Source organism: Thalassovita gelatinovora, assembly GCF_001458355.1.
Classification (GTDB): domain Bacteria; phylum Pseudomonadota; class Alphaproteobacteria; order Rhodobacterales; family Rhodobacteraceae; genus Thalassobius; species Thalassobius gelatinovorus.
In genome coordinates, this window is the sequence record NZ_CYSA01000007.1 from 2,501 (window position 1) to 22,667 (window position 20,167).

The 20,167-nt window shown below is 58.3% G+C and carries 17 protein-coding genes and 1 rRNA gene (1 of these 18 only partly in view); 7 read left to right on the top strand and 11 right to left on the bottom strand.

The genetic code is table 11. From position 1 onward, the window contains the following. Window positions 1–291, bottom strand: a 16S ribosomal RNA gene (locus TG4357_RS02510) (it extends 1,173 nt beyond the left edge of the window). Window positions 292–1,523: 1,232 nt separating this feature from the next. On the opposite strand from TG4357_RS02510, the gene TG4357_RS02515 reads away from it, so the two are divergent. Next, the gene (locus TG4357_RS02515; RefSeq protein ID WP_058261303.1) at window positions 1,524–2,792 is read left to right on the top strand and encodes a glycerate kinase type-2 family protein; all 1,269 of its coding nucleotides are present in this window, start codon (window positions 1,524–1,526) and stop codon (window positions 2,790–2,792) included. A gap of 17 nt (window positions 2,793–2,809) precedes the next feature. Here the strand turns inward: TG4357_RS02515 and TG4357_RS02520 are convergent, their stop codons facing one another. From TG4357_RS02520 to TG4357_RS02535, 4 genes are all read right to left on the bottom strand, one after another. Beyond that, window positions 2,810–3,688, bottom strand: a complete 879-nt coding sequence (locus TG4357_RS02520; protein ID WP_233487415.1) for an OmpA family protein — start codon at window positions 3,686–3,688, stop codon at window positions 2,810–2,812. Window positions 3,689–3,750: 62 nt separating this feature from the next. After that, on the bottom strand, window positions 3,751–4,323 hold the full coding sequence (locus tag TG4357_RS02525; protein ID WP_058261305.1) for a peroxidase-related enzyme: 573 nt from the start codon (window positions 4,321–4,323) through the stop codon (window positions 3,751–3,753). Beyond that, window positions 4,320–5,051, bottom strand: a complete 732-nt coding sequence (locus tag TG4357_RS02530) for a GNAT family N-acetyltransferase (protein WP_058261306.1) — start codon at window positions 5,049–5,051, stop codon at window positions 4,320–4,322. The genes TG4357_RS02525 and TG4357_RS02530 overlap by 4 nt, the downstream gene beginning before the upstream one ends. Beyond that, window positions 5,048–5,770, bottom strand: coding sequence for a competence/damage-inducible protein A (locus TG4357_RS02535; protein WP_058261307.1), 723 nt, complete (start codon window positions 5,768–5,770; stop codon window positions 5,048–5,050). Before TG4357_RS02535 ends, TG4357_RS02530 begins: the two co-directional genes overlap by 4 nt. Window positions 5,771–5,816: 46 nt before the next feature. On the opposite strand from TG4357_RS02535, the gene sfsA reads away from it, so the two are divergent. Both sfsA and map read left to right on the top strand, forming a co-directional pair. Beyond that, entirely contained in the window at window positions 5,817–6,518 is a 702-nt protein-coding gene (gene sfsA / locus TG4357_RS02540; protein ID WP_058261308.1) for a DNA/RNA nuclease SfsA, read from the top strand. 82 nt (window positions 6,519–6,600) lie between these two features. After that, on the top strand, window positions 6,601–7,449 hold the full coding sequence (gene map / locus TG4357_RS02545) for a type I methionyl aminopeptidase (RefSeq protein WP_058261309.1): 849 nt from the start codon (window positions 6,601–6,603) through the stop codon (window positions 7,447–7,449). Window positions 7,450–7,672: 223 nt separating this feature from the next. On the opposite strand, the gene TG4357_RS02550 is transcribed toward map, so the two are convergent. The 4 genes from TG4357_RS02550 to TG4357_RS02565 form a co-directional block, all read right to left on the bottom strand. Continuing rightward, the gene (locus tag TG4357_RS02550) at window positions 7,673–8,809 is read right to left on the bottom strand and encodes an ABC transporter permease (protein WP_058261310.1); all 1,137 of its coding nucleotides are present in this window, start codon (window positions 8,807–8,809) and stop codon (window positions 7,673–7,675) included. Window positions 8,810–8,811: 2 nt separating this feature from the next. After that, complete coding sequence (gene rbbA, locus TG4357_RS02555) at window positions 8,812–11,571, bottom strand: ribosome-associated ATPase/putative transporter RbbA (protein ID WP_058261311.1); 2,760 nt, start codon at window positions 11,569–11,571, stop codon at window positions 8,812–8,814. Between the two features lie 7 nt (window positions 11,572–11,578). Then, on the bottom strand, window positions 11,579–12,571 hold the full coding sequence (locus tag TG4357_RS02560; protein ID WP_058261312.1) for an HlyD family secretion protein: 993 nt from the start codon (window positions 12,569–12,571) through the stop codon (window positions 11,579–11,581). A gap of 512 nt (window positions 12,572–13,083) precedes the next feature. Beyond that, complete coding sequence (locus TG4357_RS02565) at window positions 13,084–13,947, bottom strand: DUF2189 domain-containing protein (protein ID WP_058261313.1); 864 nt, start codon at window positions 13,945–13,947, stop codon at window positions 13,084–13,086. A gap of 326 nt (window positions 13,948–14,273) precedes the next feature. On the opposite strand from TG4357_RS02565, the gene TG4357_RS02570 reads away from it, so the two are divergent. Continuing rightward, window positions 14,274–15,758 carry a SulP family inorganic anion transporter gene (locus tag TG4357_RS02570; protein WP_058261314.1) on the top strand — a complete coding sequence of 495 codons (1,485 nt, stop codon included), beginning with the start codon at window positions 14,274–14,276 and terminating at the stop codon, window positions 15,756–15,758. A gap of 10 nt (window positions 15,759–15,768) precedes the next feature. Continuing rightward, window positions 15,769–16,617 (top strand): universal stress protein, encoded by an 849-nt coding sequence (locus TG4357_RS02575; protein ID WP_058261315.1) that lies wholly within the window; start codon window positions 15,769–15,771, stop codon window positions 16,615–16,617. 73 nt (window positions 16,618–16,690) lie between these two features. On the opposite strand, the gene rsmD is transcribed toward TG4357_RS02575, so the two are convergent. Both rsmD and TG4357_RS02585 read right to left on the bottom strand, forming a co-directional pair. Continuing rightward, entirely contained in the window at window positions 16,691–17,248 is a 558-nt protein-coding gene (rsmD, locus tag TG4357_RS02580) for a 16S rRNA (guanine(966)-N(2))-methyltransferase RsmD (RefSeq protein ID WP_058261316.1), read from the bottom strand. Then, window positions 17,245–18,456 carry an NAD(P)/FAD-dependent oxidoreductase gene (locus tag TG4357_RS02585; protein ID WP_058261317.1) on the bottom strand — a complete coding sequence of 404 codons (1,212 nt, stop codon included), beginning with the start codon at window positions 18,454–18,456 and terminating at the stop codon, window positions 17,245–17,247. Before TG4357_RS02585 ends, rsmD begins: the two co-directional genes overlap by 4 nt. A gap of 94 nt (window positions 18,457–18,550) precedes the next feature. Between TG4357_RS02585 and TG4357_RS02590 the strand changes: the two genes are divergently transcribed. Further along, window positions 18,551–19,036, top strand: coding sequence for a peroxiredoxin (locus TG4357_RS02590; RefSeq protein ID WP_058261318.1), 486 nt, complete (start codon window positions 18,551–18,553; stop codon window positions 19,034–19,036). 251 nt (window positions 19,037–19,287) lie between these two features. Then, the gene (locus TG4357_RS02595; protein ID WP_058261319.1) at window positions 19,288–20,151 is read left to right on the top strand and encodes an EF-hand domain-containing protein; all 864 of its coding nucleotides are present in this window, start codon (window positions 19,288–19,290) and stop codon (window positions 20,149–20,151) included. The last annotated feature ends 16 nt before the right edge of the window (window positions 20,152–20,167 follow it).

The window sequence follows — 20,167 nt, forward strand, 5'->3', positions numbered from 1 at the left end:
CAGTCCCAGTGTTGCTGATCATCCTCTAAAACCAGCTATAGATCGTAGACTTGGTAGGCCATTACCCCACCAACTATCTAATCTAACGCGGGCCAATCCCTCACCGAAATTCTTTCCCCCGAAGGGCGTATAAGGTATTACTCACCGTTTCCAGTGGCTATTCCTTAGTGAAGGGTATGTTCCCACGCGTTACTAACCCGTCCGCCGCTCACCCCGAAGGGTGCGCTCGACTTGCATGTGTTAAGCCTGCCGCCAGCGTTCGTTCTGAGCCAGGATCAAACTCTCAAGTTGAAAAGCACTTACATGCTTATCCTTGACGTTCGAACCTCTGCACATCACTTCCCGATCGGCTAAGATCGGGAATTGTCTCTGTTTGTTGTGCTTCGGGTTTCATCAGAAACCGAAAGCCGTACAAACAGTGAAGCTGACTATCCATCATCGGACCGAAATCCTAGGTAGTTGATATGTGCAGTTGTTTGTTCATCGAATGAACCAAACCGCCCACATATCTCTTCAGATACCAAATTGTCAAAGAGCGCGGACCCGAAAGTCCAGAGACAAAATCAACCGACTGCGCTAAATACTAACTAGCGCCGCCCGCTTCATAAACCTCAATAATGTGCCGCTTCGCTTCCCTCAAGAGCACCGCCCCGTCGTTCCGTCCCGCGTCCCAACCGCGCCTCAGCGCCGCCGGTGAAGTTGGCTTCTAAGGATGGTTCGGATGAGTCGCAAGTCCTTTTTACCAAATATGATATTTTTTTCCGATTTACCCCTCCCTGATCGCTCACACACATGCGTAGTCGCCTTATGAACAGTATCCGCCGCCCCTCCTTTTCCTTCGGAGTCCTGCTGTCCAGGCCAGTACGGGAACGGTGCTGGGTTCCTTTTTTCAACGTCATTTAACCGTCCGCAACTCGGTTCAATCCGGTTTGGGTGGCATCGGAGTTGATGTCAGCGTCGATCTTCTGCGCATCCGTGAACTTCGACGCTTTCATGCGTTTCATCTCCTTTTCCCAGCAGGGGATGGGTTGCAGAAAACTCTAAGCGATTGCGGTCCAGTTTTCGCGGATCACATCACCCGATAAATTCATTGCACAGTTCAGCATGTTCATTTCATAGGCCACCATTTTCGTTTCACGAAAGACAGAAATTGCTGTCTTTTTCCATGGTTGCATCAAAGCTTGCTAAATACTGCGGGCATATAATTTTCGTGAAGCTGGGTTCAGACCCCATTAATCGGGTAGCGATGACCCGCCAACTGATGCCGCGGCTTCTAGATCAGAACGGCTTGCGGCTTTTCTTCACCTGTACAAAGTCGCTTCGTCCCTCGCGACATGTCCAGCCCCACAGTGCCCGCGATCCAAAGCGGCCACTGTCGATCATACTTTTTCATCGATAGAGCAGTCACACCGTTCGCTTACAGTAGAGTTGACTTCGCCAGATACCATCCAACGATTGGGGCGTAGCTCACTTTTCATTCCGGCGACCGCTGCCTAGGGTGGATGGGACAGAAGGAGACTGGAATGGATGAACGCGCCTTCCTGACAGATTTGTTCAACGCGGCGATCCGCGCGGCCGACCCGAAAACCGCATTGCAGGCCTGCTTGCCCGACAAACCCAAAGGCCGCACCGTGGTCATCGGTGCCGGCAAGGGCGCGGCGCAATTGGCATGCGCTTTTGAAGATCTGTGGGGGGAACCAGTCGAGGGCGTTGTGGTGACGCGCTATGGCTATGGCTGCGCTTGCCGTCATGTGACCCTGCTGGAAGCCGCCCACCCGGTCCCGGATGACGCAGGAAAACGCGCTGCGAAAGCAATGGTCGAAGCCGTCTCAGGATTGGGCAAAGACGATCTGGTGGTGGCGTTGATTTGCGGCGGTGGATCCGCTTTGCTGGCCGCCCCGGCCGAAGGATTGGATCTGGCGGACGAGATCGCGCTCAACCAAGCACTTTTGGCCAGCGGCGCACCGATCGGGGCGATGAACGCGGTGCGCAAACAGATCAGCCAGATCAAGGGAGGTCGGTTGGCAGCGGCGGCATTCCCGGCCAAAGTGGTGTCGCTGATCGTATCGGATGTTCCCGGCGATGATCCGGCCCAAGTGGCCAGCGGCCCGACCGTGCCGGATCAGGTGGGCCGGGCCGAGGCGTTGGCGGCGATCCGCGATTACGGGATTGAATTGCCGCAACGGCTGGTCGATTTTTTGACCACTGCGCCCGAAGACGCCCCCGCCCCGGACGATCCGCGCTTTGCCGGTCACGAGGTGCATGTCATCGCGTCGGCCGCCAAATCTCTGGATGCTGCGGCTGCGCTGGCTGAAGCCAGAGGCGTGTCGGCGGCGGTCCTGTCGGACGCCATCGAAGGTGAAGCGCGCGATGTGGCCAAAGTCCATGCCGCCATTGCCCGCGAAGTGGAAGGCAAAGCGCGCCCATTTGCGCCACCTGTCGTGTTGCTGTCGGGGGGCGAAACCACTGTGACACTGCGCGGCACTGGCAAAGGCGGTCGCAACAGTGAATTCCTGTTGTCTCTGGCGCTGGAAATCGACGGCTGCACCGGTATCACCGCGTTGGCGGCAGATACTGACGGGATTGACGGCTCCGAAAACAATGCCGGCGCCTTTGCCGATGGCACCACAGCAAAGGCGATGCGGGTGGCGGGGGTCGATCCGGCAGGGGCATTGGCCGACAACGATGCCTATACAGCCTTTCACGCGGTCGGAGGATTGTTCGAACCCGGTCCGACGGGAACGAACGTCAATGATTTCCGGGCGATCCTGATCCGCGATGACCGGGACTGACCTTCAGGCCCGCAATATCAGTCGGTATTCAACAACACCGCTTCAACCCGACGGTTGGTATCGCGGCCCGCAGCGGTCTGATTCGGCGCGATCGGGGCGAGATAGCCCATGCCTTCGGCGCTCAATTGTCCGCGCGCCACGCTATATCGGCTGACCAGCCGTTCCAGAACCGACGCGGCACGTTTTTTAGACAACGCGATGTTTTGATCCAGATTGCCGACGGCATCGGTATGACCGACCAATGCGATACGCCGGGTTTGATCTGCGTTTAGGAACACTGAAAGCGCTTCGAGCGAGGCATAGCTGCCTTCGCCCAGCGATGACGACCCGGTTTCAAAGGCCAAATCATCCAGAACCACATGGCCTTGGGCCACGAGCAATCCGGTCATGTCAGAGGACAGCAGGCTTTTGTCGGGACTGATCCCGGGGATGATGACATTGACCCCCGTATCGGCGCCTTGATTCTGGGACAGTTCCACCACCCGGATCAACTGTATGAACCCGGCATTGGCGCTGCGACTGACCAGCAGGCCGAGGTGATCGTCAGGCCCGTGCCGCGCTGACAGAAACCGGAAATCGCCCAGATCGACATGCATCAGTGGGGCAGGCAGAACTTCGGTTTCGAAACGAAAATCGAAGCCGCCGCATCTCAGCGTATCGCATTCGAAAAGAACATCATACCCCGCCGCCAGCAACTGTTCGCGCAACGGCGCCAACAGTTGCAGCGACGTCATCCCCTGTGCCGCGACGCGCCAGCTTTGCCTTGTAACACGGCCTTCTACCGAATCTGTCCACTGAGAGTTGTCGCTGTATGGGCCAAGCGGCAGGGCGTAACTGTCCAGATCGACCTTTTCATCGGCCAGAAGATCGGCCGCGCCCGGCAGTTGCAGTTCCAAAGCCGCGGCCGGTCCCGCAAGGGACAGGCCGAAAGCCAGAAATATAACCGACCCGATCCGCATCAACGGTGGCTGGCGTGATATTCATCATTGGGGCGCATATCGATCGCGGCGGCGACCCGGTTCGACATGTTGTAGAACCCGGTCGTATTGGCGATGTCGAAAATGTCGTGATCGCTGAACCCGACGTCGCGCAGCGCCTGGCGGTGATGTTCTTCTATCGTGGCGGGCGCATTGGTCAGCAGAACCGCAAAATCCAGCATCGCCTTTTGCCGCGGCGGCAGGTCGGCGACCCGGTAATTCATCACCAGCATTTCACCCAGCTTTGCATCGCCGGACAATTCGCGCACCGCCGCGCCATGGGCGGTCAGGCAGTAAAAACATTTATTTTCTGCCGACACCGTCACCGCGATCATTTCGCGTTCCAGCTTGCTGAGCCCGCTTTTGGCCAGCATCACGTTGTTATATAGCCCCGAAAAGGCATTCAGCTTGTCGATGTCGAACGCATGAGCGGCCAGAACATTGGGCACCAGCCCCAACTTTTCCTCGCAGATATTGAAATATTTCTGCGTTGCTTCCGGCAACGGATCGACCTGCGACAGGTTTAGCGCGGTGATCTTGTTTGTGTCACTCATGACATATCTCCCTGGTGTTTTCGGTAATGGTATTGTCCACAACGGGACATGCCCAAGCTTTGATATAGCGCATTCGCAGCGGCGTTTTCTTGTGTGCAGACGACGGAAATATGGCTGGCGCCGTTATCGCGGGCCCAGAATGCCGCCAACCGCATGAACCAGCGCGCCATGCCCTGTTTGCGCTGATGCGGCAGGACTTCCAGCGCATGCAGCATCGCGATGCCGTCATGGATGGCGACAAAGGCGGTACCGGCAGGGCTGTCTTTCAGGCGGCCCAGCAAAGATGTCTTGGGATCAGCGGCACGGTACATCACCGCGATTCGGCCCGGCCCGATTCCCCCTTTGGCCCAGATGTCGATTTGAATCGCCAATGGGTCCCAGACCGAAAAGGCCGTGACCGGCGGCGGGAATTCGGTGGCGATGTCGTCCACCGGCGCGATCCAGACATTTACCGGATCGACCACCGCGTATCCGCGGTCGGCCAGCATCGCATCGAGATCGTCCTGCCCCTGACGGATCTGGAACAGTCGAGGCTGCCCCAATTCCTGCATCGCCGCTTCGGCCAGTGGAATGTCGTCGACCGTTACCGGCTGTTTGGCGGTGGTGGCCGATACCCTTTGGCCGCCACCCTGACCTTCGCGGATCAGCCAGGGACCGAGGTCACGTGCCCCGGCGGCAGGCCAGGTTGCATCGATCACCGCGTATAGCTTTTCGAGGTCTTGATTCATTGTTGTACCATCCGCGCCAATTCGGTCATCGCCACATCCACTTTGGCACCGTCTTGACCCCGGACCACGATATTGGTGCCGAACGCGCCGTTATGATTGAACGGGTAAGACCCGAAGGACAGATCGGGGAAATCCTTGGCCAACTGGCCCAGCGGCGCGGCGATTTCACCTTCCCCTCGCTCCACCCGAAGGCTTTGAGATAGCAACGGGGCACCGCCGGTCAAGGTAGGCAGAACACTGGCGACCATCGCCTCGAAAATGGTGGGGACACCGGCCATGACATGCACGTTTTCGATCGTGAAGCCGGGGGCGATGGAAATCGGATTGTCGATCAGCGTGGCCCCTGCGGGAATGCGTGCCATGCGCAGCCGAGCGTCGTTCAGTTCGGTCCCTGTGCGGGCATAATGCGCTTCCAGCAGAGCGCGGGCATCGGCGCGCACGTCGATCGATACGCCAAAAGCCGCCGCGATGCTATCGGCGGTGATGTCATCATGGGTCGGCCCGATCCCGCCCGAGGTGAAGACATGGTCGTAACCCTGCGACAGCGCCCGCACCGACGCGACGATGGCGTCGGGATCATCGGCAACAAAACGGGCTTCGGCCAGGGTGATGCCATGTTTGGTCAATTCACCGGCAAGATGATGCATGTTGCTGTCGCGGGTACGGCCGGACAAAATTTCATCGCCAATGACCAGCATGGCGGCGGTTGGATTGATCATCGCCCCTCTCCTTGCGAAAGCGTCAGTCCCGGTATAGGCGCGGGACATGCGCTTTCAAACCCCTCTTGTGCCCGCAGTGCTGATCCGCCGCTACAAACGGTTCCTGGCCGATGCCCGGCTTGAAGACGGACGGGAAATTACTGCCCATTGCGCCAATCCCGGGTCGATGATGGGGCTGGCAGAACCGGGAATGCGGATTTGGCTGGAACCCAATGACGATCCTAAAAAAAAACTGAAATATGGCTGGCGTTTGGTCGAACATGACCACGGTCATTTCACCGGCGTCGATACGTCAGTGCCGAACCGGGCGCTGAAAGCAGCGTTGCAGGCGGGCACAGTGCCGGGGTTGCAATACCCGCAAGTGCGTCCCGAGGTAAAATACGGCGAAAATAGCCGCATTGATTTCCTGCTTTCCGATGACACGTCCCGCGCCTTCGTCGAGGTGAAGTCGGTCACGCTGTGCCGCCGGGCAGGGTTTGCCGAATTTCCCGACAGCGTCACCGCACGGGGGTTGAAACATCTGGACGAATTGGCACGGGTCGCAGCAGAAGGAGACCGCGCGGTCATGTTGTATCTGGTGCAGCGCACCGATTGCGACAGGGTCGGCATCGCGGCCGATATCGATCAGGCCTATGCGGCCGGCCTGACCCGGGCGCGGGACGCTGGGGTCGAGGTGATGGCCTTCGATTGCCGGATTTCGCCCCAGGAGATCAAACTGGGCACGGCGCTTCCCTTCGTTGAGGCGTGATCAGCGCCATATCCTGCCCATGGGAAAAGGGGATGGCATTCGTCCTCTGGCACTTACTGATCATCTGTCTTAAATAGAGACCATGATTTTCAATTTCGGCAAGAAGGTGGACCCGGTGAACGAAACGCATCAGGGACGTATGACGCGCGATGGTATTCGCATCCATGAATCCGGCGATTTCGCGGGCATGCACAAGGCGGGGGCCTTGGCGGCCCAAATTCTGGACGAGATGATCGAGCATGTGTTTCCCGGTCAGACCACCGCAGAAATCGACCGTATTATCGAGGACAAGGTGAATGCGGCCGGAGCGAAATCCGCCACGATCGGCTATAAGGGCTACAAGCACGCCAGTTGCATCAGCATCAACCATGTGGTCTGCCACGGCATTCCGGGCGACAAGAAATTGAAGGATGGCGATATCCTGAATATCGACGTCACCGTGATCGTCGATGGCTGGTTCGGCGATACCAGCCGGATGTATGTCGCTGGAAAGCTGAACCGCAAGGCCGAGCGCTTGATCCAGATTACCCATGATGCCCTGTTCATGGGCATCGAGATGGTCCGCCCCGGCAACACCTTCGGCGATATCGGTCATGCGATTCAGGCTTATGTCGAAGGGCACCGGATGAGTGTAGTGCGCGATTTTTGCGGTCATGGGTTGGGTCGCGTGTTCCACGCACCGCCCAATGTGCTGCATTACGGCCGCCCCGGCACCGGACCGGTTCTGGAAGAAGGCATGTTCTTCACCATCGAACCGATGGTGAATTTGGGTCGGCCGGAAACCAAGGTTCTGGCAGATGACTGGACCGCGGTGACCCGCGATAAATCGCTGAGTGCGCAGTTCGAGCATTCGATCGGTGTGACGGCGGACGGCTATGACATTTTCACCCTGTCACCTGCGGGTAAGTTCCACCCGACCTATTCGGCGTGAAACGGGGCAAGGGGGCGCTGCCCGGCCTTTGATTGCATATAAACACTCGGATCAATGTCTGCCTTCATCTGTATCTTTCGATCGACGATGTGAGTTCAAAAATCGCACCGGGGCGGCGAGCTGAAGACACCATTGTATTTGGTTTCTGCCGCCGCAGTCATGGCCGTTCCGATTTCGTCGAATGCAACTGAACACAAGACTGAAGTTCACTGACAACGACGGCTCATCCGCTGGATTCAATAGAGCGGCGAAAAAGGACAAGGCTGATTGATAGGAAAACGGTGCCAAGCCCTGCAATTGTCAGGACTTGAGGCCAGACCACGTCGAACCCAGCGGCCCGGAACAGCACAGAATTGGCAAAGTCGAGGTAATGCCGCGAGGGCAACAACCAAGTGACATGTTGCAGGAGTTCAGGCTGGTTTTCAACTGGGCTGACGCCACCGGAAAGCTGCATGATCGGCAAGTAGGTCAGCATGAACAACATGGCGAATTGCGCCATCGAACGGGCTAGAGTGGCCAGCATGATGCCGATGGCGGCGGTGGCAAAGATGAACAGCCCCGTGCCGACAAGCAACAGCGGCACCGAGCCGACGAGAGGCACTGCCATGGCCCCCTGTACGACGAAAACAAGCGACATGGCGAAGGCCGCGATGAGGATCAACCCGTTGGCCCAGATCTTGGCGAGCGCGATGTCGAAGGAGGTGAGCGGCATGACCATCAGGTGTTCGATCGTGCCGCGTTCGCGCTCGCGGATCAGCGCGGCGCCCGTCAGCAGGATCGTCAGCATCGAAAGGTTGTCCAGCAACGCGGAGATCGGCCCAGTCCAGGAGGCGTCGCCGGTCGGGTTGAAAGCCAACCGGGTGACGAGAGTGGCACCGCCCTCCTCGCTTGGATCGGTGCGGGTGAGGAACCGCGCCACTTCGGTTTCCAGTACCAAAGCGATCATCGTTGCCCCGTCAGAGACGATGGCGGCCCGGGTGGCGTCGATGGTCAGCAAGAGTTCGGTCAGTCGGCCCCGGCGCAGATCGGCCTCGAACCCGGCAGGCAGCGACAGCGCGAACATGAATGCCCCGTTGTCAAGGCCCGCCCCGATCTCGTCGGCGCTGATATAGGTCGGAGGCAAGAAATCCGGTGCCAGGAATCCGGCGGCAATGGCGCGGCTGAGTGCCGAGTTGTCTTCGTCGACGATCGCGATAGTCATGTTGGTGGTGCCGCCGCCGCCCGGGCTGTGGTCCTCGCCACCGCCTGCCACGACCATTAGCGTGAACGCCATGATGATCATCACCACCAGGGAGACATCCGACAGCACGGCCCTCAGCTCTTTCGTGCCCAGCCAGAAGATGCGCGTCATCCTGTCCATGCTCAGCGCTCCTGCTTTTTGAGAAACAGCGTGGCGATCAACAGGAACACCGGGCCGAATACCGCCAGCCCCACCAGATCGGTCCACAAATACTCCAGATCCAGCCCCTTGGTATAGCTGCCAACGCTCAGGTTCAGGTAATAGGAAGCCGGCCAGATCGCACCGATGGTCTGGCCCGTTGCCGACATCGTCGACAGCGGTTGCACCAGCCCCGAATAGGTCACCGTTGGCAACACCGAGAGAAGCGAGGCAACGGTCACCGCCGCCACCTGATTTTTCACCATCGACGAGACGATGAGCCCGAAGCCCGTGGCCGCGAAGCCAAACAAGGCCGATCCGGCCAAAAGTGTCAGGAAGCTTCCTTTCAATGGCACGTCCAACCCGATCGTCACGATTAGCGTCAGAAGCAGGAAGTTGAACAAAGCAAGCGCAACATACGGTAATTGCTTACCCAACAGAAATTCCACCCTGTTGGTCGGGGTCACATAAAAGTTGGTGATGGTTCCCACCTCTTTTTCGCGCGCAACCGATACAGCCATAAGGATCGCCGGGAACAGCATCAACAAAATCGCCGGGACTGCGGGGCCCATTGCCATCATGATCTCGACATTCGGATTGTACAAAAACCGCGTCGAAACATCGAGTCCCACAACGGTTTGTTCGCGCACATGATAGCTTTGGCGCTGCTGATCCGCGAGCCAGGCGGTGTGGGCCTCTTCAAGACTGGCCAGCACGGTTTCACCGCGATCGACATTGCTGCCATCAACTAGGGTAAAGATATCCGTGTGGCGCCCTAGCGCCATATCCAAGCCGAAACCGGCAGGGATTTCGATACCGGCATCCACCTCCCCGGTGACCAGCCGGTCACGCAGTGCATCAAGCGTCAGCACCGGTGCAACCTCGGTGAGATCGGGCGACGCATTGAGCGCGGCGACATAGGCGCGGCTGGCCGGTGTCCGGTCGGAATCGAGCACGGCAAATTCCGCGGCTGCATCTTCACTGCCCATGCCGAACGACAGCACCACCAACAAGATAGCACTGCCGAACACGGCAAAGGCCAGCCGGATCGGATCTCGCAGCACCTCGAGCGTCTCGCGGTGGCTGAGCGCGAACAGCCTTTTCAGGCTGAAACGGCCGAGCCCGTCGATGGACGCCGCCTCGGACGTGGCCGCCCCAAGCGCAAGCACGGTAGGTTGACTGGCCGCGCTGGTGTCCGAAGCCTGCTCGATATAGTGGATGAAGGCCGCCTCCAGCGTGTGATAGCCGGACTGTTCAATGATCCTTTCGGGGGGATCACTGATCAACACTTGACCGGCATGCATCAACGATATCCGGTCACAGCGCATGGCTTCGTTCATGAAATGGGTGGAGATGAAAATCGTCACCCCGTCGTTCCGCGACAATTCTACCAGCAGTTCCCAGAACTGGTCGCGCGCCACCGGATCAACACCCGAGGTCGGCTCGTCAAGAATCAGCACTTCTGGTTCGTGCAGCACCGCCACTGCCAGCGACAGGCGCTGGCGCAGTCCAAGCGGCAGGTCGTCTGCGCGCTTGTCCATGTAGGACCCGAGCCCGAACCTGTCGCGCATGAGGTCAATCCGGGTACTTGCGTTGCCTCGTTTCAACTTGAACAGCCGGGCGTGAAGCCAGAGATTCTGACTTACCGTTAGCTCGCCGTACAGCGAAAAGGCCTGGCTCATGAAACCGACCCGGTTGCGTGTGGCCATATCATGCGCATCGACCGGCTGACCAAACAACATCGCCTCGCCCTCGGATGCCGGCAACAGCCCGGTCAGCATCTTCATGGTCGTCGTCTTGCCACAGCCGTTGGACCCCAGAAAGCCAAAGATCTCACCGGGGCGGATGTCAAAACTGACGTCGCTGACGGCGGTAAAATCCCCGAACCGTTTGGTCAGGCCCCGCGCGGTGATCGCCGGTGCGCCGCCATCGTCGCTCAGCGGTGGGATTTCCAACGGCCCTGTATCGTCGCCCGCACCGTCGGGCAACAGGCGGACAAAGGCCTCTTCCAGTGTCTTGGTGCCAGTTTGGGCCTTCAGCTCCGCTGCCGTGCCGGTGCCGATCACCCGGCCCGCATCCATCGCCACCAGCCAGTCGAACCCGTCGGCCTCGTCCATATAGGCTGTCGAGACCAAGACCGACATGCCCATCCGCTCGGCGCGGATAGCGTCGATCAACATCCAGAACTGGCGTCGCGACAGTGGATCAACGCCGGTGGTCGGTTCGTCAAGAATCAAAAGGTCCGGATCGTGCAAAAGCGAACAACACAGGCCAAGCTTCTGCTTCATCCCGCCTGAGAGTTTTCCCGCAGGACGGTCGAGAAAGGATTCCAGCCCCGTCGCACGGGTCAGCCGTTCGATCCGCGCCTCGCGTTCGTCTCTGTCCTGCCCGAAAAGCTGGCCGAAAAAGGTCAGGTTCTCATGCACCGAAAGGGTTTGATACAGGTTCTTACCCAGACCCTGCGGCATATAGGCGATGCGCGGGCCAATGCGGCGCCGATGCGCGGCATCGCACATCGGGCCGCCCAACACATCCAAGCTACCATCTTGCAAAACCCTTGCCCCGGCGATTAGGTCAAGCAGTGTCGATTTTCCTACGCCGTCCGGACCGAGTAATCCGACGATCTGTCCGGGTGGTAAATCAAGCGTGACCGCGTCGAGCGCAACAACAGATTTGTAGCGCTGGCTCAGCCCAGAGATACGAACAACCGCATCTTGCCCGCCGGGTTCGGTTGCATTGATCATGGCAAGCCTACTCCGTAACCGGCGGAATATTGACGGTCAGATAATCCGGCCACTCCGAAGGCTCGGGGCTGGTCAAGCGGACATAGACCACGGCGCGCATACCGGTCTTGATCATCTGAATTCGCTCCATCACCAGTTCCTCAGCAACCCGGACGCGAACGCGAAAGACCAACTCGGCGCGCGTATCCTCGATCTCGACTTGGCTAGGGGTAAATTGTGAAACCGGCGAGACAAACGACACCTGAGCCGGCACAACGAGATCCGGGGCAATATCAAACTTGATGCGTGCCTCGTTGCCGATGGCGATGCGGTGCGCGTCAAGCTCCGAGAGATAGAATTCGAGGTAGATATTGCCAAGGTCGACCATTGACACCACCTGACCGCCGGAAGCGACCATCTCTCCCGGTTCGGCCAGACGATAGAGCACCCGGCCAGGACGGGACGCCACGAGCGTGGCATCCTCGATATTCGTCTGCGCCTCTTCAACGGCTGCGCGTGCCACTTCGGCCAACGCCTTCTGTGCGTGCAATGACGCGATCGCGGCCTGCACGTTAGCCTCTGCCACCGCATGTTCGCTTTCGCTTGCATCAAGCTGGGCGTCTGTCGAGGTGCCGCGTTCGTTCAATTCACGGGTGCGATCTAGGCTGTGTGCGGCAAGCGCAAGCGTCGCCTCGGCCTGCACGACGTTGGCCTCGGCTGAGGCGGTCTGTGCTTCGGCACTTGCCACTTGCGCCTTGGCGCTGGCCAACTGGGTTTGAAGGAGCCTTGTGTCGATGCTGGCGACCTGCTGGCCCACCTCAACCAATTCGCCCTCAAGCACGTCAACGCTTTCGACCCGGCCCGCAATGCGTGATACGATGTCGATCTGTACGCCCTCAACCCGCCCATTACCAAGGGCGAAATCTTCGGGTAATTCCGGCCCCGTATCCAGATTCAAATAATACGCACCAGCCCCCAAGATGGCGGCAACCAGAACGGTGATCCAAACACGCATGTTCATTCTCAGAAATCCTTAATTAGCCTGACGAAACAGCAAGCATGAAGACTTTCGAACGCCCCGGCAAAGAACTATCCCCGATTGGAAGGTAATGATTTGACACATGTCAACGCTCTCGGGCGCACAGCCGGGCTCATTGCCCAATGCGGCACATCTTATGAAACGGTGCAAAGCGCCAGAAGCCACTAAACAAGCGATGGCAATCGGAACCGCAAAGCCGACATCCAATGCTATTCAATGGGTGTCAGCTTTGGGCCGATTGCTTCAGTTTGCAAAGCCCTCATCCTGCGCAAAGCTACCATTGGACTTGACCACAGTGAGGGCATCTTCCTGCCGTTGACGTCAGCGATACCATTCATCGCCGATGCGTCCGCTATCGGCACCTCTGTCTAAGTCACATGTCGAAACGGTGTCTGATTCATTATAGCTCTGAATTGCGCCGCGAGTAGCTATACGGGACTCCAACGGCGCGCCCCTAGCCCGGAGTATTTCGGCCAAGATGAGATCGTTGCACCTCAGTCCGGGAACCGGACAGCGGCACGATAAAGGTGCCAAGTGGTGTGGCCGAGGATCGGCAGCGCCAGTATCAGTCCCAGAAAGACCGGGATCGAGGCGGCTACAAGGATCGCCGCGACGGTGAGCCCCCAAAAACCAACCACGCGGGGGCTTTGCCGGGCGAGCCGAAAAGACGCAGCCACAGCAACGGGCACCCCGACCCGGCGGTCGATCAGCATCGGAAACGAAATCAGCCCGGTGATCAGCACCAGCAGCGCAAAGACAAGGCCGGTGGCGAGCCCGAGGGTCATCATTGCATAGCCCTCGGACGTGGTCATAACCTCTGTGGCGAAGCCGCGCAGCGTTGCGGGCAGATCCGGCCCGAGCGTGATCTGGTAAATCCAGGCCGCCGCCACGAGCCAAATTGCATATAGCGCCATTAAATAGAGCCCGAGCGCAAAGACCGGTCCTGCGACAGCAGGTCGAAATACGGTAATCGCCTGCGCCCAGCTTACTGTTTCTCCTGCTTCGCGGCGACGGCTGAGTTCGTAAAGACCGATGGCGACAAATGGCCCGATCAGCGCGAAACCTGCTGCCATTGGAAAAATCAGGTGCAACAGGTTTTGCTGAAATGCGGCGAAGGCCAGCAAGATGCCGATGGCGGGATAGATCAGCACCATGACAAACACGTCACTGCGGAAATGAGCGAAATCGTTTATGCCTTTATCCAGCGCCATACGGATATCAGCCAGTGTCAGCGGACGAATTTCCGGCAACACAGAATCATGACTGCCAATGTTTTCGGCCGCCGTTTCGAGAGCATGTCCCGCTTGAGAAAGCGTAGCACCCCCCCAACTGAGCGGGTTTCCAATCGTTTTGACCATTGTCTGTCCTCCCTTGATCCAAGGCAGGCCGGCGTGATCAGGCTGTGTTGGGCCTCATCTTCGGAATTGAAGGCGTGGTCGAAACACCGTCGGCCTTATCCCTACAATAGCATGAAATGAGCCATTGACGGTTCAATTTGTCTCGATTGGAGGTTTCAAAGGGCTGAAACCCCGATATCGCCCGCGCATGGGTTGCGATCCTGCCGATGCGGGATATAAGCGCCGCGAATGCGTGAACGGTCCGTTGCGGCCAGATTTGCAGATCCGAAAGAAACTGACCCACCGGTGCCCGACAGGGACGGTCGGGAACGGAGGCCCGATTGCCGATGATGTCCCTTTCTTCCTACAAACATGAATGGTTCGGAAACATCCGGCCCGATTTGCTGTCCGGGCTGGTGGTGGCGCTGGCGCTGATCCCCGAAGCCATCGCTTTTTCGATCATTGCAGGCGTCGACCCCAAGGTCGGACTGTATGCGTCCTTTTCCATCGCGGTGATCACCGCGATCGTCGGCGGGCGTCCGGGGATGATTTCGGCGGCCACGGCGGCCACGGCGGTGTTGATGGTGACGCTGGTCAAGGATCACGGTCTGCAATATCTGCTGGCCGCAACGATCTTGGCAGGTGTGTTGCAGATTGGCGCGGGGTTGCTCCGGCTGGGCTATGTGATGCGGTTCGTGTCGCGCTCGGTGATGACCGGCTTCGTTAACGCGCTGGCGATCCTGATCTTCATGGCGCAATTGCCGGAACTGATTGATGTGCCACCGCTGACCTATGTGATGGTCGCCGCCGGGCTGGCGATCATTTACATGTTCCCGCTTCTGACCAAGGCGATCCCGTCGCCGCTGGTCTGTATCGTCATTCTGACTGTTGTGTCGCTGTGGCTGGGGCTAGATCTGCGGACGGTGGGCGATATGGGTGAATTGCCTGATACCTTGCCGATTTTCCTGTTGCCGGATATTCCGCTGAACCTGGAAACGCTGATGATCATCCTGCCCTATTCGGCAGCGGTGGCCGCTGTGGGCCTGCTGGAAAGCTTGATGACCCAGAACCTGGTGGACGAGCTGACCGATACCAATTCGGACAAGAACCAGGAATGCGTCGGCCAAGGCGTTGCGAATTTATGCACTGGATTTATTGGCGGCATGGCGGGTTGTGCGATGATCGGCCAGTCGATGATCAACGTGAAATCAGGCGGGCGCGGACGGCTGTCGACCTTTGTCGCTGGGGTGGTCCTGTTGATCATGGTCGTGTTCTTGGGCGATCTGGTGGCGCGTATTCCGATGGCCGCGCTGGTGGCCATCATGATCATGGTATCGGTCGGCACCTTTAGCTGGTCCTCAATAAGATCGCTGCGCGAACATCCGACATCATCCAGCATCGTGATGGTCGCGACTGTGGTTTTCGTAGTCTTTACCCACAACCTGGCGATTGGTGTTCTGGTCGGCGTGCTGTTGTCCGGCATCTTCTTTGCCTGGAAAATCGCGCAGCTTTTCGCTGTGCGGTCCGAGCTGTCAGAGGATGGCCGCGAACGCCGGTATATCGTCGAGGGGCAGCTGTTTTTCGCTTCGTCAGATGATTTCATGAAAGCTTTCGATTTCCGTGAAGCGCTGGAAAAGGTCGTGATCGATGTCAGCCGCGCCCATATCTGGGATATTTCTTCGGTTGCGGCATTGGACATGGCTGTGCTCAAGTTCCGTCGGGATGGGGCCGAGGTGGAAATCGTCGGAATGAATGAAGCATCGAGCACCATCGTCGACAAGCTGGGCGAGCACGACAAGCCCGGCGCAATGGACAAGTTGTTGGCGCATTGAGGGGGTGGAAATGAGCAAGATCATCGCATTGGTGGACGGATCGGATTATTCCGAAAGCGTCTGCCATCATGTCGGCTGGATCGCGGGCCGGATCGGGGCTTCGGTGGACCTGTTTCATGTATTGGGGCGGCGCGAAGGCGGCAATGGAGATCTGAGCGGCAATCTGCGGCTGGGTGCGCGGAGCAAGATCATGAGCGATCTGGCGGAACTCGACGCGCAGCGGGCCAAATTGGCGCAAGCACAGGGGCGTGCGATACTGGAAGACGCCAAGGCGCTGATCGAAGGCGATGGCGTCACGGGTGTCACGCCGCATCTGCGCATCGGTGATATTGTCGAAACCGTCACCAGTCAGGAACAAGGGGCCGACTTGATCGTGGTCGGCAAGCGCGGCGAAGCGGCCGATTTCGCCAAGATGCATCTTGGATCGAATTTGGAACGGATCGTGCGGGCGGCTTCGACACCGGTTTTCGTCGCCAACCGGGCGTTCAAGCCAATTGAGAAAGTTCTGATTGCCTTTGACGGCGGTATCAGCGCGATGAAAGCGGTGGATTACGTGGCACGCGATCCGTTGTTTGCCGGGCTGGATTGTACGGTGGTGACGGTGGGAACCCCGAATGAAAGCGTCCGGCGCGGACTGGACGACGCCAAGGCAACGCTGGCGGCTGGCGGGCATCAGGCGCAGGTCAAGGTGGTCGAAGGACAGCCGGACACCGCATTGGGCAATATGGTCGACACCGAAGGTCATGACCTGCTGGTGATGGGGGCCTATGGCCATTCCCGTATCCGCACCATGATCATCGGATCGACCACCACCCAGATGATCCGCACCTGCAAGGTACCGGTGGTTTTGGTGAAGTAACGGGGGATTGGGGGCGCTGCCCCCGTCGCCGCAAACGGCGCCTCCCCCAGGATATTTTCAAACAGAAGAAGTCTTAGGCTTGCAGCAGGGTGATGGTGGTATCGCCATATTTGCGTGCGTCAAGATAAGTCAACTCTTCGGGCGGGGCAATCGTGGCGCTTTCTTCCCAGACGATCAGAGCGTCTTTGGCGATCCAGTTCTGCTTCAGTGCCTGTGTCAGGGCGGTTTCGCCCAATCCCTTGCCATAGGGTGGGTCGAGAAAGATCAGGTCATAAGGCGCACCGGGGTTTTCCGGCAGTTTGCGGGCGTCGCGGCGGATCAGTTTGGTTTGCGCCTGCGCCTCGCAAATGCCGATATTCTGCTTGATCAGGCTTGTCGATTTGGTGCCGTCATCGACAAAGGTGGCATGGGTGGCCCCGCGCGACAGCGCTTCGAGGCCAAGCGCGCCGGTCCCGGCAAACAGGTCCAGCACCCGGGCGTCAGTGATCGGGTCGCCAAAGCGCCCCCCCGACAGCATGTTAAACAGGCTTTCGCGGGTGCGGTCTGTGGTGGGGCGCAGATGGGCACCGGGATCGCCCTTGCCGACCGAGGCCAATGCACGGCCCTTGAATGCCCCCGCGACGATCCTCATGCCTTCATCAGGGCTTTCATATCCGTCGCCGGATCGGCGATCAGATCGGGCGCGGGCGATTTGCCACCTTCGATCAGGCGCTTGCCGATCATATAGGCGCGCGGATCATTGGCAGCATCGACCGCCAGCAGGTCATCACCCTTGTAATACCAGAACGAAACCGATCCATCCTTGTCGCCCGGCCGCGTGATCACCCGGTCATAGCCGGTATTGAGCCCGGCGATTTGCAGTTTGGTGTCGTATTGGTCGGACCAGAACCACGGTTTGGGCACATAGGTTTTCTGCCCACCCATTATGTTTTCAGCAATGCATTCGGCCTGATCGATCGCATTGGGCACCGATTCCAGCCGCAGCCGACCGTCTTTATAAGGGAACGAAGCACAATCGCCTGCGGCCCAGATATGCGGGTCGCTGGTTTGGCCCATTTCGTTGGTCTTGATCCCGTTCTCGATTTCGATCCCGGCGGCTTCGGCCAGCGCGGTAGCCGGGGTAATGCCGACACCGACGATGACGAAATCGACCTGAAGATCGCTGCCATCGGTGAGTTTTGCCCCCGATACGCGACCATCCCCAATCAGAGTGTCCAAACCGACGCCTTCGCGGATGTCGACGCCATGGGATTTGTGCAGGTTGCGAAAGAAATCCGACGTTTCAGGGGCTGCCACGCGTTGCAGGATACGGTCGGCCATTTCGACCAACGTCACTTTCAGACCCTTCTTGGCCGCTACAGCGGCTGCCTCCAATCCGATATAGCCACCACCGACGATCAACACCCGTGCCCCGTCGCGAAATTCCGGGGCCATCGCATCGACGTCTTTCAGATCTCGCACGACATAGACACCGTCAAGTTCGCCTCCGATCGCACCGGGCAGACGGCGCGGCACCGATCCGGTAGTCAGAACCAGATCATCATAGGCAATCTGTTGCCCCCCCGTGATCACCACCTTGTCGGACCGGTCAATCGACTGGACCACTTGGTCGAGATGCAGGGTGATGCCATTTTCGCTGTAAAAACTTTCGGGACGCAGGAACAACCGTTCCAGATCCATATCGCCAAGCAGGTATTTCTTGGATAAGGGCGGGCGCTGATAGGGGGGGACATGTTCCTCACCGATCAGGGTGATTGATCCAGTGAAGCCTTCGTTGCGCAATTTTGCCACCAGAGACGATCCCGCCTGACCTGCCCCGATTACGACGACCTTTTTCATAATTTTCCCTCTTGATCGAGATTTTTCTGGCTGGCTTTGCGGCGAACCCTATATGACCGGTTACTGAAAAAGCAATCAAGGACATTAATTGACAATGACAATTTCTATAGGGGACCACCTGCCCGAGGCCAGCTTCATCCGTATGGGGGCTGAAGGGCCGGAAACCGTATCGTTGGAAGATAAGGTCAAGGGTCGTAAAGTGGCGATTTTTGCGGTGCCAGCGGCGTTTTCAACCACGTGTCAGACGGCACATATGCCCAGCTTCATCCGCAACAAGGACCGCTTTGCCGAAAAAGGCGTAGAGGAAATCATCTGTATCGCCGTGAACGATCCTTTCGTGATGACCGAATGGGCCAAAGCGACCGGCGCGAATGAGGCCGGGATTACGATGCTGGCAGATCCCGATGGGGCCTATACCCGTGCGATTGGTATGACATTCGACGCCCCGGTGGTAGGACTTTATGGTCGGTCGAAACGCTATGCTATGCTGGTCGAGGATGGCAAGGTGACAGTATTTCAACCGGAACTCACCCGCGGTTGCGAAACCTCTTCGGGGGAAGCCTTGTTGGCGGAAATGTAACAACGCGCGATCTGGCAAATTAGAACCGCCAAGTGCCGCTGAGCAGCGCTCGCCGACCCAAATCCGGGCGCTGCACTTCGAAATTCGCAGAAATACTTGCAAATAATATAGTCGGCTATCCCCTTAAAGAGCCATGGAATTATGGCGTTTTCGGACGAGCATCGCTTGATGCAGACCGGGCGCACCCTAAACAGGCTTCGAAACCTGTCCGTTAGTTAGGGAGACAAGGTATTTAGTATTGGAGTAGACCGATGAACGTGATGTCATCGATATCCGCATCCGTGATGAGTTGGTCGTCACACAGCCAGGAAACCCAGGAATCCACACGCGGTGAAAAGCTTGTCGCGCGACTGGATCAGGATCAGGATGGCGGCATTTCGGCAGAGGAATTGAAAGACACTCGGCTGGGTCGGCGCATGAGCGTCGACACGTTTTCCAAGATCGACGACGACAACGATGGCAAGCTTACAGCCGACGAAATCGATTCCTTCAGGGCAGACAACGATCTGTCGGATCGTCGTACCGGCAGTGCGCGCCGCGGCCATCATCATCGCCCGCCCCCCCCGCCAAGCGATACCGCAGACACGGTGTCGCAACTGGCCGATCTGCAAAGTGGGTCTTCAAGCGAAACGGAAACTTCGTTTACCATCGTGTCGTTTGAATCGACAACGACCAAAAGTTCAGGCGAAACGACAACGACGAACTTCCTGGCGATTCAAGCCTATTCGAGAACGTCTTCATCGGCTGGAACCGACACGTCGAGCGATGCGACGGTGGATGCCGAGGCGATCGACGTCACCCCGGGCACCATGGCTGATGCGGGCGCAGGTGCTGAAACCGCCGTGGTCACAGAGACTGCGGATAACAGCGCGATGACCGCATCGGCCGAAACAAGCGATGCCGTCATTCTTGCCCAGACGATCAACGCGACCAACGAGCCTGACAGTGCTGCGGAAATTCTTGATGAAGTCGCTGCCGCCGAGGCCGCCGAAGCCGCAGCGGCAACAGAGGAGGTTGCGACCGCCGATGAGACCGCCAAGATTGTGACCTCATCGATCAATATGACGGCGCTGTTTGCTTATTCGAAAACCGTAGAAATGGCGACTTCGGCTTGATAACAGCTAAAAAGGC

What these genes read in the sequence shown, in the direction of transcription:
- TG4357_RS02515 (WP_058261303.1), top strand. Translation starts at nt 1,524, where the DNA reads ATGGATGAACGCGCCTTCCTGACAGATTTGTTCAACGCGGCGATCCGC.
- TG4357_RS02525 (WP_058261305.1), bottom strand. Translation starts at nt 4,323, where the DNA reads ATGAGTGACACAAACAAGATCACCGCGCTAAACCTGTCGCAGGTCGAT.
- TG4357_RS02530 (WP_058261306.1), bottom strand. Translation starts at nt 5,051, where the DNA reads ATGAATCAAGACCTCGAAAAGCTATACGCGGTGATCGATGCAACCTGG.
- TG4357_RS02535 (WP_058261307.1), bottom strand. Translation starts at nt 5,770, where the DNA reads ATGATCAATCCAACCGCCGCCATGCTGGTCATTGGCGATGAAATTTTG.
- sfsA (WP_058261308.1), top strand. Translation starts at nt 5,817, where the DNA reads ATGCGCTTTCAAACCCCTCTTGTGCCCGCAGTGCTGATCCGCCGCTAC.
- map (WP_058261309.1), top strand. Translation starts at nt 6,601, where the DNA reads ATGATTTTCAATTTCGGCAAGAAGGTGGACCCGGTGAACGAAACGCAT.
- TG4357_RS02550 (WP_058261310.1), bottom strand. Translation starts at nt 8,809, where the DNA reads ATGGACAGGATGACGCGCATCTTCTGGCTGGGCACGAAAGAGCTGAGG.
- rbbA (WP_058261311.1), bottom strand. Translation starts at nt 11,571, where the DNA reads ATGATCAATGCAACCGAACCCGGCGGGCAAGATGCGGTTGTTCGTATC.
- TG4357_RS02560 (WP_058261312.1), bottom strand. Translation starts at nt 12,571, where the DNA reads ATGAACATGCGTGTTTGGATCACCGTTCTGGTTGCCGCCATCTTGGGG.
- TG4357_RS02565 (WP_058261313.1), bottom strand. Translation starts at nt 13,947, where the DNA reads ATGGTCAAAACGATTGGAAACCCGCTCAGTTGGGGGGGTGCTACGCTT.
- TG4357_RS02570 (WP_058261314.1), top strand. Translation starts at nt 14,274, where the DNA reads ATGATGTCCCTTTCTTCCTACAAACATGAATGGTTCGGAAACATCCGG.
- TG4357_RS02575 (WP_058261315.1), top strand. Translation starts at nt 15,769, where the DNA reads ATGAGCAAGATCATCGCATTGGTGGACGGATCGGATTATTCCGAAAGC.
- rsmD (WP_058261316.1), bottom strand. Translation starts at nt 17,248, where the DNA reads ATGAGGATCGTCGCGGGGGCATTCAAGGGCCGTGCATTGGCCTCGGTC.
- TG4357_RS02585 (WP_058261317.1), bottom strand. Translation starts at nt 18,456, where the DNA reads ATGAAAAAGGTCGTCGTAATCGGGGCAGGTCAGGCGGGATCGTCTCTG.
- TG4357_RS02590 (WP_058261318.1), top strand. Translation starts at nt 18,551, where the DNA reads ATGACAATTTCTATAGGGGACCACCTGCCCGAGGCCAGCTTCATCCGT.
- TG4357_RS02595 (WP_058261319.1), top strand. Translation starts at nt 19,288, where the DNA reads ATGAACGTGATGTCATCGATATCCGCATCCGTGATGAGTTGGTCGTCA.